Source organism: Aeromonas crassostreae (assembly GCF_054052445.1).
The window spans coordinates 197,938-214,365 of the sequence record NZ_JBSTYM010000004.1; the positions used below are offsets into that span (position 1 = coordinate 197,938).

At 63.4% G+C, this 16,428-nt stretch carries 16 protein-coding genes; 11 read left to right on the forward strand and 5 right to left on the reverse strand.

What is annotated here, in order from left to right:
- Nucleotides 1–39 precede the first annotated feature (39 nt).
- The 5 genes from ACW5W4_RS05090 (at nucleotide 40) to maiA (ending at nucleotide 5,352) form a co-directional block, all read left to right on the forward strand.
- The gene (locus ACW5W4_RS05090; RefSeq protein WP_456688626.1) at nucleotides 40–693 is read left to right on the forward strand and encodes a TIGR01621 family pseudouridine synthase; all 654 of its coding nucleotides are present in this window, start codon (nucleotides 40–42) and stop codon (nucleotides 691–693) included.
- Nucleotides 694–1,302: 609 nt separating this feature from the next.
- A complete protein-coding gene (gene hppD, locus ACW5W4_RS05095) occupies nucleotides 1,303–2,421 on the forward strand; it encodes a 4-hydroxyphenylpyruvate dioxygenase (RefSeq protein ID WP_456688627.1) in 1,119 nt (372 codons plus the stop codon).
- A 107-nt stretch (nucleotides 2,422–2,528) separates the two neighbouring features.
- Nucleotides 2,529–3,680, forward strand: a complete 1,152-nt coding sequence (locus ACW5W4_RS05100; protein ID WP_456688628.1) for a homogentisate 1,2-dioxygenase — start codon at nucleotides 2,529–2,531, stop codon at nucleotides 3,678–3,680.
- Between the two features lie 10 nt (nucleotides 3,681–3,690).
- A complete protein-coding gene (locus ACW5W4_RS05105; protein WP_456688629.1) occupies nucleotides 3,691–4,674 on the forward strand; it encodes a fumarylacetoacetate hydrolase family protein in 984 nt (327 codons plus the stop codon).
- Between the two features lie 42 nt (nucleotides 4,675–4,716).
- Nucleotides 4,717–5,352 carry a maleylacetoacetate isomerase gene (gene maiA / locus ACW5W4_RS05110; protein ID WP_456688630.1) on the forward strand — a complete coding sequence of 212 codons (636 nt, stop codon included), beginning with the start codon at nucleotides 4,717–4,719 and terminating at the stop codon, nucleotides 5,350–5,352.
- 119 nt (nucleotides 5,353–5,471) lie between these two features.
- On the opposite strand, the gene ACW5W4_RS05115 is transcribed toward maiA, so the two are convergent.
- From ACW5W4_RS05115 to ACW5W4_RS05130, 4 genes are all read right to left on the reverse strand, one after another.
- Complete coding sequence (locus tag ACW5W4_RS05115; RefSeq protein WP_427262405.1) at nucleotides 5,472–5,930, reverse strand: PAS domain-containing protein; 459 nt, start codon at nucleotides 5,928–5,930, stop codon at nucleotides 5,472–5,474.
- A gap of 8 nt (nucleotides 5,931–5,938) precedes the next feature.
- Complete coding sequence (locus ACW5W4_RS05120) at nucleotides 5,939–6,976, reverse strand: response regulator (protein ID WP_456688631.1); 1,038 nt, start codon at nucleotides 6,974–6,976, stop codon at nucleotides 5,939–5,941.
- A gap of 76 nt (nucleotides 6,977–7,052) precedes the next feature.
- On the reverse strand, nucleotides 7,053–7,955 hold the full coding sequence (locus ACW5W4_RS05125) for a LysR family transcriptional regulator (protein ID WP_456688632.1): 903 nt from the start codon (nucleotides 7,953–7,955) through the stop codon (nucleotides 7,053–7,055).
- A gap of 72 nt (nucleotides 7,956–8,027) precedes the next feature.
- Nucleotides 8,028–8,771 carry a DUF2982 domain-containing protein gene (locus tag ACW5W4_RS05130; RefSeq protein ID WP_456688650.1) on the reverse strand — a complete coding sequence of 248 codons (744 nt, stop codon included), beginning with the start codon at nucleotides 8,769–8,771 and terminating at the stop codon, nucleotides 8,028–8,030.
- Nucleotides 8,772–8,859: 88 nt separating this feature from the next.
- Here ACW5W4_RS05130 and ACW5W4_RS05135 point away from each other — a divergent pair, with 88 nt between their 5' ends.
- The 4 genes from ACW5W4_RS05135 (at nucleotide 8,860) to ACW5W4_RS05150 (ending at nucleotide 13,131) form a co-directional block, all read left to right on the forward strand.
- Nucleotides 8,860–10,833 carry a putative bifunctional diguanylate cyclase/phosphodiesterase gene (locus ACW5W4_RS05135; protein ID WP_456688633.1) on the forward strand — a complete coding sequence of 658 codons (1,974 nt, stop codon included), beginning with the start codon at nucleotides 8,860–8,862 and terminating at the stop codon, nucleotides 10,831–10,833.
- 68 nt (nucleotides 10,834–10,901) lie between these two features.
- A complete protein-coding gene (gene nfsA, locus ACW5W4_RS05140; protein WP_456688634.1) occupies nucleotides 10,902–11,627 on the forward strand; it encodes an oxygen-insensitive NADPH nitroreductase in 726 nt (241 codons plus the stop codon).
- A gap of 174 nt (nucleotides 11,628–11,801) precedes the next feature.
- Nucleotides 11,802–12,569, forward strand: a complete 768-nt coding sequence (locus ACW5W4_RS05145) for a DNA repair protein (protein ID WP_456688635.1) — start codon at nucleotides 11,802–11,804, stop codon at nucleotides 12,567–12,569.
- 1 nt (nucleotide 12,570) lies between these two features.
- A complete protein-coding gene (locus tag ACW5W4_RS05150) occupies nucleotides 12,571–13,131 on the forward strand; it encodes a VOC family protein (RefSeq protein ID WP_456688636.1) in 561 nt (186 codons plus the stop codon).
- Between the two features lie 25 nt (nucleotides 13,132–13,156).
- On the opposite strand, the gene ACW5W4_RS05155 is transcribed toward ACW5W4_RS05150, so the two are convergent.
- Nucleotides 13,157–14,359 (reverse strand): MFS transporter, encoded by a 1,203-nt coding sequence (locus tag ACW5W4_RS05155; RefSeq protein WP_456688637.1) that lies wholly within the window; start codon nucleotides 14,357–14,359, stop codon nucleotides 13,157–13,159.
- An 88-nt stretch (nucleotides 14,360–14,447) separates the two neighbouring features.
- Here ACW5W4_RS05155 and ACW5W4_RS05160 point away from each other — a divergent pair, with 88 nt between their 5' ends.
- Both ACW5W4_RS05160 and cysB read left to right on the forward strand, forming a co-directional pair.
- A complete protein-coding gene (locus ACW5W4_RS05160) occupies nucleotides 14,448–15,344 on the forward strand; it encodes a LysR family transcriptional regulator (protein WP_456688638.1) in 897 nt (298 codons plus the stop codon).
- 51 nt (nucleotides 15,345–15,395) lie between these two features.
- Complete coding sequence (cysB, locus tag ACW5W4_RS05165) at nucleotides 15,396–16,370, forward strand: HTH-type transcriptional regulator CysB (protein WP_041994286.1); 975 nt, start codon at nucleotides 15,396–15,398, stop codon at nucleotides 16,368–16,370.
- Nucleotides 16,371–16,428 lie beyond the last annotated feature (58 nt).

The window sequence follows — 16,428 nt, forward strand, 5'->3', positions numbered from 1 at the left end:
GGCACGTTTGAGTGCCATTGACCGAGAGAATACGCCAAAATGTTGCCAAAGTATCGCATCCTGTCACAGACCGAGCACTTCCTTGTCATCGACAAGGGACCCGGCATCGGCATGCACGACGAGGCGGGGGAACCGGGTCTGGTGAGCCTGGTGCGGGCCGAGACCGGCCTCGCGCTCTACCCCGTGCACCGCCTCGACAAGATGACCTCAGGGCTCTTGCTGCTGGCGCGCACCCCGGAGGCGAACCGGGCCCTCAGCATGGGATTCGCCGAGCGCCAGGTGAGCAAGCAGTATCTGGCGCTGTCGGATCGCAAACCCAAGAAGAAGCAGGGCTGGATCAAGGGCGACATGCAAAAGGGACGCGGCGGCAGCTGGTTGTTGGCCCGTAGCCAGGAAAACCCGGCCATCAGCTGGTTTGATTCCACCCCGGTGCGGGAGGGGCTGCGGCTCTATCGCATCAAGCCCCAGACCGGCAAGACCCACCAGATCCGGGTCGCCATGAAGAGCATTGGCGCCCCCATCCTGGGGGATGAGCGCTACGGCGGCACGGCGGCGGATCGCGGCTATCTGCATGCCTGGCGACTGGCGTTTACCCTGTGGGGCGACGCCTTCGCCTTCGAGTCGGCCCCGGAGCTGGGGGAAGCCTTCACCCCGCCCGAGCTGGCCCAGGCCATCGCCCGGCTCGCCCCCTGACAGCATGCCTGGCGACTGGCGTTTACCCTGTGGGGCGACGCCTTCACCTTCGCGTCGGCCCCGGAGCTGGGGGAAGCCTTCTCCCCGCCCGAGCTGGCCCAGGCCATCGCCCGGCTCGCCCCCTGACTGCATGCCTGGCGACTGGCGTTTACCCTGTGGGGCGACGCCTTCACCTTCGAGTCGGCCCCGGAGCTGGGGGAAGCCTTCACCCCGCCCGAGCTGGCCCAGGCCATCGCCCGGCTCGCCCCCTGACTGCATGCCTGGCGACTGGCGTTTACCCTGTGGGGCGACGCCTTCGCCTTCGAGTCGGCCCCGGAGCTGGGGGAAGCCTTCACCCCGCCCCAGCTGGCCCAGGCCATCGCCCGACTCGCCCCCTGACGGCGACACCCGGCCTTGGCCGGGTTGTAACGAAAAACGGACACCCCCGGGGGCAAGGAGGCCCGTCCCCCCGAGTTGTCATGGCGATGTCACATTTCATTTACATTTTCCGGGGCGCTTTGGCCCAGACCTCTCTCGACCCAGACTCTTCTCTTCCCGCCGCGCCGTGCATCTAATGAAACAAGTTGTTAACACCTTCATTCAACCTGATTTCATGCAAAGGAGTGCACTATGGCGACGACCCAGACCCACAACCCCCTCGGCACCGACGGCTTCGAGTTCGTCGAGTATACGGCGCCGACCGCCGCCGGCATCGCTGCCCTCAAGGCGCTGTTTGTCTCCCTGGGCTTTGCCGAGGTGGCCCGCCACAAGCACAAGCAGTGCTGGCTCTACCGCCAGGGAGACATCAACTTCGTGGTCAATGCCGAACCCCACTCCCAGGCGGAGCAGTTCGCCAGCCTGCACGGGCCCAGCGTGTGCGGCATGGCATTTCGGGTGGAGGATGCGGGCCGTGCCCAGCAATACGCCATCGCCAAGGGGGCCAAGCCCTTCGTCGGCAAGATAGGGCCCATGGAGCTCAACATCCCCGCCATCTACGGCATCGGCGAAAGCACCCTCTCCTTCGTCGACCGCTACGGCGAGCGGGGCTCCATCTATGACGTGGACTTCCTCTTCTACCCCGACTGGCAGGCGCGCATGGCCGAGGTGGATGCGGGGCTCTATGAGATCGATCACCTGACCCACAACGTCCAGCGCGGCAACATGGACCTCTGGTCCAACTTCTACGAGCGGATCGGCAACTTCCGTGAAATCCGCTACTTCGACATCGAAGGCAAGCTGACCGGGCTGCATTCCCGCGCCATGACGGCCCCCTGCGGCAAGATCCGCATCCCCATCAACGAGTCCTCCGACGACAAGTCCCAGATAGAGGAGTACCTGCGTCAGTACAAGGGGGAGGGGATCCAGCACATAGCCCTGGCGTCGAGCGACATCTACCAGACCATCCGCACCCTGCGTGGTCGCGGCACCGGCTTTATGCCCACACCGGACACCTACTACGAGCAGGTAAACAGCCGGGTGGCGGGGCATCAGGAGGATCTGGCGGCGCTGAAAGAACTGCGTATCCTGATCGACGGCTCGCCCACCAAGGACGGCATACTGCTGCAGATCTTCACCGACACCGTCATCGGTCCCGTCTTCTTCGAGATCATCCAGCGCAAGGGCAACGAGGGCTTCGGCGAGGGCAACTTCCAGGCACTGTTTGAATCCATCGAGCTGGATCAGATCCGCCGCGGCGTGCTGAGCGGGGCCGAGCAGGGGGAGAAGAAGGGGGAGCCGAGCGATGCGTAACGGGATGGGCGCTCGTCGGCCTGCATCGATTTCAGGGCGTGACACAGCGATGCGTAACGGGATGGAATTGTGTTGGCCGGTCTCTATTTCATGGGAGGTACACCGCCATGCGTAACTGGATACGTTTCCCCCACCGGGAGGGGACCCACTCCCGCCAGGCCCACGCCGACTTGCCCGAGCAGGCCATCTACGAGCGCGAACTGGGGCGCTCCGGCTTCTTCGGCCCCGCCACCCACATGCACCACAAGCATGCCCCCACCGACTGGAGCCACTGGGAGGGGCCGCTGCGGCCGCGGGCGTTCGACTTGAACCAGCTGCAGGAGGAGGTGAGCTCCCTCTCCCCCTGGGTGATGCCGGATCTGCTCAGCAATCCCCACTGCCGTTACCGGATCTGGCGCCTGACCGAGACAATGCCGTTTCTGGTGCGCAACGCCGACGGCGACGAGCTCTTGTTCATTCACGATGGAAGCGGTGACTTCTTCTGCGACTACGGTCATCTGACCCTGCGGGAGGGGGACTATGTGGTGATCCCCCGGGGCACCATGTGGCGCATCGAGCCCACGGCGCCACTCTTCATCCTGATGATAGAGGCGACGGAGGACAGCTATCAGCTGCCGGACAAGGGGCTGGTGGGCAACCATGCCATCTTCGATCCGGCGGCCCTGGACGTGCCCGCCATCAATGAGCGCTTCCTGGCCCAGCAGGACGAAAACCCCTGGTCGCTGCAGGTCAAGCGCCACGATCGGGTCTCTGTCATCACCTGGCCCTTCAACCCCCTGGATGCCCAGGGCTGGCACGGGGATCTGTGCGTGGTGCGCCTCAACTGGCGTGATATCCGCCCCCTGATGAGCCACCGCTACCACCTGCCGCCCTCGGCCCACTCCACCTTCGTGGCGAGCCGCTTCGTCATCTGCACCTTCGTGCCGCGCCCCATAGAGAGCGATCCCGGCGCGCTGCGGGTGCCCTTCTACCACAGCAACGACGATTTTGACGAGGTGCTCTTCTACCACGCCGGGGACTTCTTCAGCCGGGACAATATCGAGCGGGGCATGGTCACCTTCCATCCCGCCGGCTTCACCCATGGCCCCCATCCCAAGGCGTTTGCGGCGGGCCAGGCCCACGCCAAGACCTTCACCGACGAGGTGGCGGTGATGCTCGACACCCGGGATGCCCTGGCGGTTGGCTCACTGTGCGAGGGGATAGAGAATCCCCACTATGTCTCCAGCTGGCAGCGCCCTGCCGCCACCCCCGGCAAATAAGGAATTCGACATGAAATTGGCAACCTTGAACAATGGCAGGCGCGACGGCGCCCTGGTGGTGGTAAGCCGGGATCTGACCCGGGCTGTGGCCGTGGCCGACATAGCCCCCACCCTGCAAGGGGCGCTGGACGACTGGGCCGAGCTCGCCCCCCGACTGACCGCCGTCTATCAGGCCCTCAACGACGGGGCCTGCCCCGACGCCTTCCCCTTCGATGAGGCCGCCTGCCTCTCGCCGCTGCCTCGCGCCTACCAGTGGCTTGATGGCAGCGCCTACGTCAACCACGTGGAGCTGGTGCGCAAGGCGCGCGGCGCCGAGATGCCGGACAGCTTCTGGCACGATCCCCTGATGTACCAGGGGGGCTCCGACAGCTTCCTCGCCCCCCATGGTCCCATCTGCATGGGGTCGGAGGAGTGGGGCATCGATTTCGAGTCCGAGGTGGCCGTCATCACAGACGACGTGCCCATGGGGGTGAGCCCGCAGGGGGCGGCGAGCCATGTGAAATTGCTGATGCTGGTCAACGATGTGAGCCTGCGCAACCTCATTCCCGGGGAGCTGGCCAAGGGTTTTGGCTTCTTCCAGTCCAAGCCGTCGAGCGCCTTCTCGCCGTTGGCCATCACCCCGGACGAGCTGGGGGAGGCGTGGCAGGATGGCAAGGTGCATCTGCCCCTGGTGACCCACCTCAACGGCGCCCTGTTCGGAGAGCCGGATGCGGGGGTGGACATGACCTTCAACTTCTTCGAGCTGATGGCCCACGCCGCGAGGACGAGGCCACTGGCCGCCGGCACCATCATAGGGTCGGGCACCGTCTCCAACTACGACAGAAGCCGGGGCTCCTCCTGCCTCGCCGAACGGCGGATGCTGGAAATTATCGAGTCAGGTCAAGCCACTACACCCTTTCTGCGCTTTGGTGATACAGTGTCCATCGCGATGCAGGATCGCAACGGATTGGCACTGTTTGGGACCATTTCTCAACGGGTCACCCAGGCGGAGTAGGGCAGCGGCGGGGAGACAGGCTCGCCAGAACAGGGACAGATTATGTTGCAGTTGTTTGGATATTGGCGGTCGTCGGCCAGCTATCGGGTCCGGATCCTGATGCAGCTCAAGGGGCTCGACTATGAGTTCCACCCGGTCAACTTGAGGCTGGGCGAGCAGCATGAGAAGGGGTATCACAGGATCAATCCCCAGGGGCTGGTGCCGTTTCTCATCGATGGGGATGTGCAGCTGGGGCAGTCGGTGGCCATCATGGAGTACCTCGACGAGGCCTATCCCGCCTATCCGCTGATGCCCTCGGCCGCCCAGGCGCGGGCCCGGGTGCGTCAGATAGTCAACATGATTGCCTGCGACACTCATCCCCTCGACAACCTGCGGGTGCTCAACTATCTGGAGCAGACGCTGGGGGTGGATCAGCCCCGCAGGGAGGCCTGGTATCGTCACTGGATTGACGAGACGTTCCGGGCCCTGGAGCCCCTGCTGATGACCACGGCCGGTGTCTATTGCGTCGGCAACGAGGTGACCCTGGCGGACTGCATGCTGGTGCCCCAGGTCTACAACGCTCGCCGTTATCAGATGAGCCTGGAGGAGTATCCCACCATCAATCGCATCGTCGCCAATTGCGAGCAGTTGCAGGCCTTCGTCAGGGCGGCCCCTGAGCGCCAGCCGGATGCGTCATAGCCCTGTTGGCCAGAGACACAGAGAGACACAGCCCCCGCATCGCGGGGGCTGTTTCATTGGGAGCAGGATAACGCCCGCCGGCTGGTGTCGCGGGGGTCGTTTCGTCTGGGGCAGGGGCGCTAGTCTGGCGTGCCTGTGTCCGCCTCTTGGTTGGCGCGGACCTGGCCGAGCAGGATGGCCTCGTCGGTGGCGTCGTAGATCATGACCCCGAGGTGGCTGACCTGACCGCCGAAATCGGCCAGGGGGACCAGGGTCAGGTTCTGGTACATGAAGGGGGCCGCCCCCGTGATGGGCCTGTAGTTGTCAAAGCGCAGCAGATAGGGGCGCTGCTCCCAGGTGCTGAAGGCGCGGTTATTGAGGGTGAAGACCTGATTGGCCTTGCGCTCGAACCAGGCCCTATCCAGCTCGTCAAACAGCTCAAACAGCACCCTATCGCGCACCGTGGCGGCCTGGCGACCGCTGTGGCTCTCCATGAAGCCGTTCCAGACCTGGATCTTGAACTGGCGATCCAGCACGAACAGACCCACGTCCAGGTTCTGGACTATGTTCATCAGCCAGTGAAATTCCCGTATTTCCATGTGCACTCCTAGAGCAGATGTTGAACCTTGTGATCCATGGTGGCGATGGAGTCTTCGGTAAACAGCAGCAGCAGATCGCACTGCACCTTGTGGCCCTGGAGCCGGTAGTTGATCTCGATGGCCAGGGTGCGCCGCCAGCGGCTCTGATTGGTCTGGATCAGCTGGTGGATGGGCCTGTGCTGACCCAGCAGCACCGGATGCCCTTGGCTGAAGTGGGTGTCGAGCTGGGCGCTGAAGCCGCGCAGGAAGGCGCCGATCAGCACGTTGGCCGTGTCCATCAGCAGCTCCAGCTCGGCGGCCCTGTCGAGTTCCCCCTCGTGCTTCATCAGCCGGGCCAGCTCGGCGAAACTGGCGTCATGGAACAGCAGCAGGGCTTCGCCGGCGATGCCGGCCCCGATGAACCCCTGGCACACGGCGGAGAGGGTATCGGACTCGGCGGCGGCGGAGAGAGCCATGTGCAGCTCTGAGACCTCGAGCACATTGACGTTGGGGATGGGCAGCACCACGAAGGCGCCGAGCAGGCGGGCCAGCAGATCGGCGGCCTGGCCCATGGCGACGTTGGCCAGCTCCTGATAGAGATCCCGGGACTGGGGCGTCAGCAGCGGGCCGGACGGGGACTCGCTCTGGGATGTCGCAGGCAGCGGGCTTGCCTGGGGTGGGGGCGGCGTGACGCTCTCTTCCCTGGGCTGCCAGAAACCATGCTGGCGCAAGAAGGCGTGCAGTGTGTCGGGGGAGGCGGGTTTCTGGATGAAATCCAGAGCCCCCAGCGCCATCACCCTGGCATGGGCCTCGGGTTGTATGTCCCCCGAGACCACCAGCACCTTGCTGCGGATCCCTTCCCGCTGCAGGGTCTCGAGCACGTCATAACCATCCATCCTGGGCATGGTGAGATCGAGCAGCACCAGATCGCCGTGACCCATCAGGATCTGCTCCAGTCCCTCCTGGCCATCGCCGGCCTCATGCAGCCGTATGTCCCACTCCCGGGGCAATGCCCTGGCCAGTTGCTTGCGGGCAAAACTCGAATCATCGCAGATCAACACATTCATGGGGCCGCCCTCTTAACGGATCATGGAGACAAGTGTGGCCCGGCCTGTCCGGTATGCCGCCATGGCCGGCTGGGGGCTATGGGGCTGGGCGATCCTGCCGGTAAGGTGCCGAGTATTTCTCGACGAACTCGGCGAACAGCTTAACACGCAGCGGCGCAAAATTGGGTTGGGTCAGCTGCATATAGAAGGGACGGCTCGGGGTCTGCCAGTCAGGTAGAACCGGTTGAAGCCGGCCTTCCTTGAGAGCTTGCTGCACCAGGTGGCGGGGGACATTGATGATGCCCAGGTGCTGCTCGGCGGCGCGCAGCGCGGCCTGGGTCTGGCTGACGGTCAGCTTGGCCTGGGGGCAGATCCTGGCGCTCTCCCCCTCCCGGTTGCCGAGCTGCCAGTGCTGGTGGGGCCAGCAGTAGATGAGATCGTGCTCGTCGAGGGCGGCCGGGTGGGTGGGGCATCCCCGTTTCGCCAGATAGAGGGGGGAGGCGAACAGCCCGTATCGCACCTGGCCGAGCAGGGTGGTGTGGGGTTGGGTCTGGGGCAGTTCGCCGTTGAAGAACACCAGATCCCTGTCTCCCTCGAACAATTGCTGGTGGTCATTGGTCTGGCTGATGTCAAATTGCACCTCGCCGTGGTGCAGGGAGAAGGCGGCCACCATGTCGATGAGCAGGGTGCTGGAGAGGGAGACGGGGGCCGCCAGCCGGATCACGCCCGCCAGATCGGCCTCCCTGCCCTGGATCTCGCCGGTGGCCTGCTCTATGTCGGCCAGGGGCGTGCAGAGGCGCTCGTAGTAGCGCAGCCCCTCGTCGGTGAGGCGGATCTTGCGGGTGGATCTGTGCAGCAGGGGATGGCCCAGGGTCTCTTCCAGATGGGAGATGCGGCGGCTGATGGTGGCGGTGGGCATGCCCAGCGCGCTGGCGGCATGGGAGAAGCCCCCCTCCTGTACCACCTTGACGAATAGATAGAACTCTTCGATGTACTTCATAGGAGGCATGGCACTCGAGGCAAACCGTGACCTTAAGAAGCGGGCCTCCCCTTGGCAAGGGCAATCACGCCTTTAATTGATCTGGATTAGGTTCGACTCCCGCTGGTATTGATGCAGCAGGCGGATGAAGTCGGCGGGATCCCGGTCCAGGCTGCCGACGGGCACCAGCAGATCGTAGCCGAGGAGGCTTCTCAGCCTCGCCATGCGATTGGCCAGCATGGCGATCACCCCCTCGTACTGGGCCCCCTCCCGGGAGCGATAGTGGCTCTCCTCGAACAGATCGTCGAACTGGCTGGCGCAGGTGCCGGTGGGGCAGTCCGTCTGCTCGCTTTGCAGCACCTGCATCAGCACGGTGCGCTGCTCCGTCAGTATGCCCACCGCCAGCCGGGGTGTGATCAGGCTCAAGAAACTGTCGTAATCTTTTATCCGCAAGCCGATGAAGGGGATCTCCACCAGATCCCACCCCATATGGATGCGCGGGTGGTCAATCCGCTGAATATTTACCCATTTGAGCACCCAACCGCCATGCTTGTGGTGATATTGCAAGCAGTCATGGCACAAAGAGAGACTGAAATGAGGCTCTCTTAGCTTCAAGGTACCGATGAAGAGGGTGATCAGCCCCGCCAGCAGGCCACAGTAGATGGGGATTAGTGGTTGTTCACCGAATAAAAAAAGTATAGAAATCATAGCAATGGTTATTATTGAGCCAAGCAATACTAGTGTGAGTCCGTTTCTTCTGACCATGGGCTGTACGTGAAGTGTTTTCATATGAGGATGACCTTGCCGCTCTTCCTGTACTTTCAGTCTAAGCCCCATATCAAGATGTGTTGCAGTCAGGCAGATATGGTGTGGATGGCGCTCGTTCCGCACACACAAGGAACATGCTGATGAATTGCCATAACAGATGAACACACTCGACGAATGCACCCTCGACAACTTCGAAGTGCTGCACACGCCTATCTGGATCTATGACATCCTCCATCATCGCATCTTCTGGGCCAATGAGGCCGCGCTCGTCCTCTGGGAGGCGGATTCCCTCACCGAGCTCAAGGGGCGCGACTTCGGGGCCGACATGGCCGACGCCATCAGCCTGCTGCTGCAGCGCTATCTCGGCGACTTCCAGCAGGGGCGCAGCTACAGCGAATGGTGGAGCCTCTCCCCCAAGGGGGTGAAGAAGCAGGTCTATCTGCGCCTGTCCGGGGTGCAGTTGGCCGGCCGCCTGATGATGATGACGGAGGCGGTGATCGATGCCGACAGCCTGCATCAGCAATCCTCCCTCGCCACCGGGGATACATTGGCCTGCCTGTTTGACGACAGCGGCCTGCTGATCAGTGGCAACCACCACTTCGAATCCTGCTTCGGCACGGGGATCGCCATCCTGGCTCAGGTCTTCTCCGGCAACGACGACGCCTTCTTTCAGCGGCTCTCCCGGCTCGACGAGGTGGTGACCGAGGGGGAGTGTCGTACCCAGAAAGGGATGCGCTGGTTTCAGTACCAGTTTCGCCATATCCAGCAGGGGGCGCGGATCCTGCTCACCATGCGGGACATCACGGATCGCAAGCTCGAGGAGCTGGAGCACCGTCACCTCGCCTGGCACGACTCCCTCACCGGCCTGCTCAACCGCTATGGCTTGATGAAGTCGCTTGAGGCCTATTGTGGCATGGGGGGGCGCTTCGCCCTGGTGTTCATGGACCTGGACAATTTCAAGCTGGTCAATGACAACTATGGTCACAAGGCCGGGGATCGCCTGCTCGAGCGGGTGGCCGGTCGCCTCAAGCAGGTCTGTCCCCGGGACGTGGAGCTGGCCCGCCTCGGCGGCGACGAATTTACCGCCCTGGTGCCCCTGAACCACGGCAGCGTGCGGGCCGAGGAGGTCGCCGACCTCATGCTCTCCCAGATGAGCAAGCCGCTGCAGCTGAGCGGCCTGCCCGAGGTGACCATAGGGGGCAGCATAGGCATCGCCGTCTACCCGGACGATGCCGATGACGGGGACAACCTCATCACCCGCGCCGACATGGCCATGTACCAGGCCAAGCAGATGGGGCGCCTGCGCTGGCAGCGCTTCACCCCCAGCATGCAGCAGAATCTGCACCGCAAGCTGACCCTCAAGCAGTTTCTGGCCAAGGCCATCGGTCGCCAGGAGCTCAGCCTCTGCTACCAGCCCCAGGTCGATGCTGCGAGCCGGCAGCTGCTGGGGTTCGAGGCACTGATCCGCTGGCGCAACCCTGTGCTGGGCCAGGTCTCGCCGGGGGAGTTCATCCCCCTGGCCGAGGAGATGGGTCTCATCCGCGAGATAGGGGGCTGGGTGCTGGACACGGCTCTGGCCCAGATGGCACTGTGGCAGCGGCAATTCGCGGTCAAGGTGCCGGTCTCGGTCAACCTGTCCGGCTTTCAGCTCACCCCCTCCCTGCCAGAGCAGGTCGCCGCCTCCCTCAGGGAACACGGCGTGGATCCCCACCTGCTCACCCTGGAGCTGACGGAGACGGTGCTGATGCTCGACATGAACGGCTGCATCGGCATCCTGGATCGCCTGAGCGAACAGGGGATCAAGATTGCCATCGACGATTTCGGCACCGGCTACTCCTCCCTGGCCTATCTCAACCGGCTGCCCATCGACACCATCAAGCTGGATCGCTCCTTCGTGGTGGGACTCAACCTGCCGGTGATCCGCGCCACCGTCGCCATGGCGACGGGGCTTGGCCTCGGCATCATGGCGGAGGGGGTCGAGGAGGAGCATGAGCTGGTGGCGCTGCGGGCCCAGGGATGCCACGTGTTTCAAGGCTTCCTGTTTGGCAAGCCGATGACGGTGGCCGAGATTGAGGAGAATCCTTTCACCCTCTACAGCCAGGTGGGGGAGTTCGCGCTCCCTCGCCACTGAGCGCCGTAGTCGAGTCTTGGGGGCGGCCGCTTTTTTGGGGTAGAGTGGCTTGTTCATCAGGAGGCAACATGAACCAGACCATAGATCTCATTCTTTCCCACCGCTCCATTCGCCAGTTCACAAAAGATCCCATCGAGCCCCAGCAGCTCGACCTCATCTTGCAGGCCGCCCAGGCGGCGGCCAGCTCCAGCTTCCTGCAGGCCAACAGCATCATGCGGATAACGGACCCCCTGATCCGCCAGCAACTCGCCGAGCTGGCGGGGCCCCAGCCCTATGTGGCCCAGGCCGCCGAGTTTCTGGTGTTCTGCGCCGACTTCCATCGCCACCTGCAGATAGTGCCGGCGGCGCACACCGGGTTCGTCGAGCAGCTGCTGATAGGGGCCATCGACGGCGCCCTGATGGCCCAGAATGCCCTGCTGGCGGCCCAGTCCCTCGGCCTTGGCGGCGTCTATATCGGCGGCATTCGCAACCACCCCGCCGAGGTGGTGGCCCTGCTCGGCCTGCCCAGGCACGTGATCCCGCTGTTTGGTCTGTGCCTGGGCCACCCGAGCCAGCAACCCGAGCAGAAGCCGCGCCTGCCCCAGGCCATGGTGGTCCACGAGAATCGCTACCCCGAGCGGCTCGACGAGGTGCTGCTGGCCGATTACGATCGCCAGATCCAGGACTATTACCAGGCCCGCAGCAGTAACAACAAGGTGCAGACCTGGAGCAGCCAGATAGCGGGGATCCTCGGCAAGGAGGCGCGTCCCTTCATGGATGCCTTCTTGCAATCCCAGGGATTCAATCTGAAGTGAGGGGAGGCCGGCACAAGCGGTCGGCCCGATTCAAGGAATGGCGATGGCGGGCGATATGATAGGGGCTGTCCCTTGGGTGACGACGTGATGAGAGTGTGAGCCCTGCAGGCTATCCCCCGGTGGTAAGCTGCTGTAGGATCAGGATATTGGATAGGGAAGGAACGGATAAAGCCTATGATTTTAACACTGATATTGCTGTCTATCGGCGCGCTCCTGTTTCTGGTGATCGCCTACAACGTGGTGCAGCAATATAAGCAGAAGGCGGAAGCCGACAAGCGCCAGGCCATCGCCAAGCACAAGTCCATCGCCGATGAGACGGAGGAGATGCTGCTCAACGTCAACCTGGTCCCCTTCTCCAAGAACCTGGTGCTCTTGCTGCAACACCGGATCCTGGATGCTTATCGCGCCATCGCCCAGGTGATGCCGGGCAATGGCCAGATCCGGCAGCGGATCCAGGATGTGCAGACTCAGATCAAGAATGTGCAGGACAACTACAGCCCCCACGACGAGGGGCACTTCAAGACGCCGGAGTCCGATCGCCAGGCGATCCAGATGCTGCAGCTGGTCAAGAAGATGCGGGCCGTGCTGCGGGTCGAGCACAACAAGGGCAAGATAGATCCGCAAGGGTTTGCCCAGGAGGATCGCCGTCTCGAACTGATGCAGCTCAAGATCAACATCGCCAACCTGCTCAAGCGGGCCATGGATGCCCAGATCCAGGGGCAGTACGGCACCTGTCGCCAGCTGTTTACCAAGGGACTGGCGGCGGTGGGCAACATCAGTGACAAGGATGCCTACCTGCTGGCCCGGGAAGAGGAGATGCGTCAGGGGCTCAAATCCCTGGACGAACACCTGGCCCAGCAGAGCGAATCCGAGCTGCAACACATCAAGGACAAGGAGACCGACGAGCTCGACGTCCTGTTCCAACCCAAGAAGAAGTGGTGATATGACCCATCCTCTGGACGACACACTGGGGCCCATGGCCCCTTTTGCCATTGGCCTGCTCGATGAGCTCGCTGCCCTGGGCATCCCTCTGGCGCGGCCCGAGATCGATCACCTCTGCTACCGCGCCGCCAGCCAGGAGGAATACCTGGCCCTGCGCGGCATCCTGGCCGAGGCGGGCAGCCTGCTGGTGGAGGGCATGATAGGGGGTCGCCCCATCGCCACCTATCGCTTCGCCCAGCCCCTCTGCTTTGCCTGGCGGGGCGAGCCGCTCACCGTGCCCTGCATCGAGCTGGCGGCCCCCAAGCCGGGACGCAGCCACAAGGCGGGTCTGGAGCATATCGAGCTGGTGGTGGCCGATCTGGCGGCCCTGGTGGCGGCGCACCCCGCCCTCCCGTTCAAGACGGGCAACATGGCGAGCCTTCGCAACCCGGATGTGGCCCTGATGCTGGCATCGGGTCAGGTGAAGTTTCATCTGCTCCCCCTGTCTGCCGTCATCGAGGAGGAGCTGGCCACCGACGCCGTGGTGCCCGTGCCGGCCGATTATTTCTCGCGCCAATCTTGAATCCGGGCCCCTGACAGGGGCCCGTTCATATGGTCAGCGGCTGCTGGCGATGGGCCTTCTGGCGCGCCAGCCAGAGGGAGAGGGCGGCCGTGACCAGCAGTACCAGCTCGATCCCCAGCACCATGCCCGCCAGCTGCCCCTCTCCCCAGAAGGGGTGCAGATAGAATCCCCCCAGGCTCGCCCCCAGGTAATAGGCCACCAGATAGAGGGACGAGGCCAGTGCCCTGTCGTGGGTCACGTGCTGGCCGACCCAGGCACTGGCGCAGGCATGGGCGAGGAAGAAGCCGAAGCTGGACACCAGCAGCCCCGCCAGGATGGCGGCCAGGTTCCCCCCCAGCAGCAGCAGGGCCCCCAGGGCCATCAAGGCGATCCCCACGAGCAGCAGCCGCTCAGCCCCCAGACGCTGGGCGCAGCGCCCACTGATGGAGGAGGCGAGGGTACCCGACAGATAGGTCAAAAACAGCATGCCGAGCCATTGGGGCGGCAGGGAGAAGGGCTCGGCCGAGAGCAGGAAGGTGAGGTAGCTGAACTGGTTGAGAAACACCATGAAGTTGAGGCCGCCGATGAGGTAGGCCCCCACCAGCAGGGGATTGCGCAGATGGCTTCCCAGTGCCTGCCTGAGCTGGCCCGGGCTCGCCTGACTGGGGGTGAAGTTGCGCTGGGTCGGCAGCAGCCAGACCACCAGGGGCAGGAGCAGCAGGCTGATGAGGCCTATGCCGAGGAAGGTGGCATGCCAGCTGTCGAACCAGCCGGCCAGCAGGCCGCCCAGCACCCGGCCGGCGATCCCTCCCAGGGAGTTGGCGGCGATATAGATGCCCACCGCCGAGATGAGGGCGCGGCGCGTGAACTCCTCCCCCATGTAGGCGATGGCGGTGGCGGGCAGGCCCGCCAGCAGCATGCCCTGCAGGATGCGCAGGGCCAGCAGGGAGCCGAACTGCTCGACCCCGCTCGCGACAAGAGAGAGCAGTATGGCGCCGGTCAGGGTCCACAACATGACCCGGCGGCGACCGAAGCGATCGGCCAGCCTGGCGCAGATCAGCAAGGCGAAGGCGAGCCCCGCGGTGCAGCCCGCCAGGGTCCAGCCGGAGTGGAGGGAGCTGATGGCGAATTCACTCGCCAGCATGGGCAGCAGGGGATGGGTCTGGTAGAGATTCAAAAAGACCAGAAATGAACCCAGACTCAGGGCCAGGGTGGCACGTAGCCAGGGGCGACTTCCTACTTCGATCATGGGATGCTCCAGGGTTTTCCCTAGGGTAGTGGGCCCATGTTCATAAATATAATATATTTAAGTTATCCGACTCATAACGAGAATTGATATGGACCTCAAGCAACTCGGCTATCTGCTGGCGGTGCGGGACACAGGCTCCTTCACCCGGGCCGCCCAGCAGCTCCATGTGGCCCAGCCCGCGGTCAGCATGGCCATCGCCAAGCTGGAGCAGGGACTGGCGCTGCGCCTGTTCGATCGCCAGGACAAGTCGGTGCGCCTGACCCCGGAGGGGGAGGTGCTCTGCCGCCATGCCGAGCGATTGCTGCTGCAGATGCACCAGGCGCAAGCCGAGATGGCCGAGCTCAAGGGGCTGGAGCGGGGGGAGGTGCGGATCGGGATCCCCTACATGATGGGGTCTTACTATTTTCCCCCCATATTGATGGCGTTCAAGCACAGGTATCCGGGGTTGAAGATCAGGGTCGAGGAGGCGGGCACCCGGGAGCTGCTCAGCCGCATGGTGGCGGGAGAGCTGGACCTGGCCATCCTGATCACCAGCGACCTGCCCCCCGCCCTGGAAGGGGGCCAGCTGCTGCGCGAAGAGATGCTGATGGTGGTGGGGGAGGAGCATCCTCTCTACGGGGCGAAGCGGGTCACCCTGGCCGAGTATTTTCGCCAGGAGCTGGCGGTGTTTCGCCGCGGTTTCTATCACAGGGAGCACATGGAGACCTTGGCCCAGGGGCTCGGCATCGAGCCCTCCATCGCTTTTGAGAGCAACCTGATCCCGCTGCTCAAGGCGGTGGTGCGCCAGGGATTTGCGGTCAGCACCTTCCTGCGCATGGTGGTCGAGGAAGACAAGGCCTTGGCGGGGATCCCGTTCGATCCGCCCATTTATCTCGATCTTTGCGTCGCCTGGCGCCGTGGTGATCCCCTCTCTCTGGCCAATCGGGCGCTGCGGGATTTCCTGCTGGCGCAGCCCATGGCAGAAACGGCAAGAAGCGAGGGCTAATAACTAAAAGTTTGTTAGTATTAGTTGAAGTCGTCTTTAGAGCCTAACACCATGAAACTCCAACAATTGCGTTATATCGTGGAAGTTGCCAACCACAGATTGAACGTGTCGGCGACGGCGGAGAGCCTGTATACCTCTCAACCCGGGATCAGCAAACAGGTTCGCATGCTCGAAGATGAGCTGGGAATTCAGATATTTGAGCGCAGTGGCAAGCATCTGACCCAGATCACCCCTGCTGGGCGCGACGTGATCAAGATAGCCAACGAGATCCTCGGCAAGGTGGAGGGCATCAAGTCGGTGGCGAGCCAGCATACCCATCCGGAGCAGGGAACCCTGCACATCGCCACCACCCACACCCAGGCCCGTTATGCCCTGCCCGAGGTGATCAAGGGGTTCATCAAGCGCTTCCCCAAGGTCTCCCTGCACATGCACCAGGGCACGCCGACCCAGATCAGCGAGGCCGTGGTCAAGGGGATGGCGGATTTTGCCATCGCCACCGAGGCGCTGCACCTCTATGAAGATCTCATCATGCTGCCTTGCTATCACTGGAATCGCAGCGTGATAGTGCCGCGGGGTCACCCGCTGACCCAGGTCAGCAAGCTCTCCATCGCCGACATTGCCCACTTCCCCCTGGTCACCTATGTGTTCGGCTTTACCGGTCGCTCCGAGCTCGATACCGCCTTCAATCGCGCCGGTTTCGAGCCCAACATCGTCTTCACTGCCACGGATGCGGATGTGATCAAGACCTATGTGCGCCTTGGCGTCGGCATCGGCGTAATGGCCACGATGGCACTGGACAAGCAGACCGACACGGATCTGGTGGCGCTGGACGCCAGCCACCTGTTCGCCCACAGCACCACCAAGATAGGGTTTCGCAAGGGCTCGTTCCTGCGAACCTACATGTATGACTTCATGACCCGTTTTGCCCCGCACCTGACGCGGGATGTGGTGGAAAAGGCCATCGCCATGCGTTCGAGCGACGACGTGGACGCCATGTTTGCCGACATAGAGCTGCCTATCCGCTGATGGAGATGAACTCCGCCGCCATGGCATGACGGGGGAGGGTACTGATCCACAACGAAAA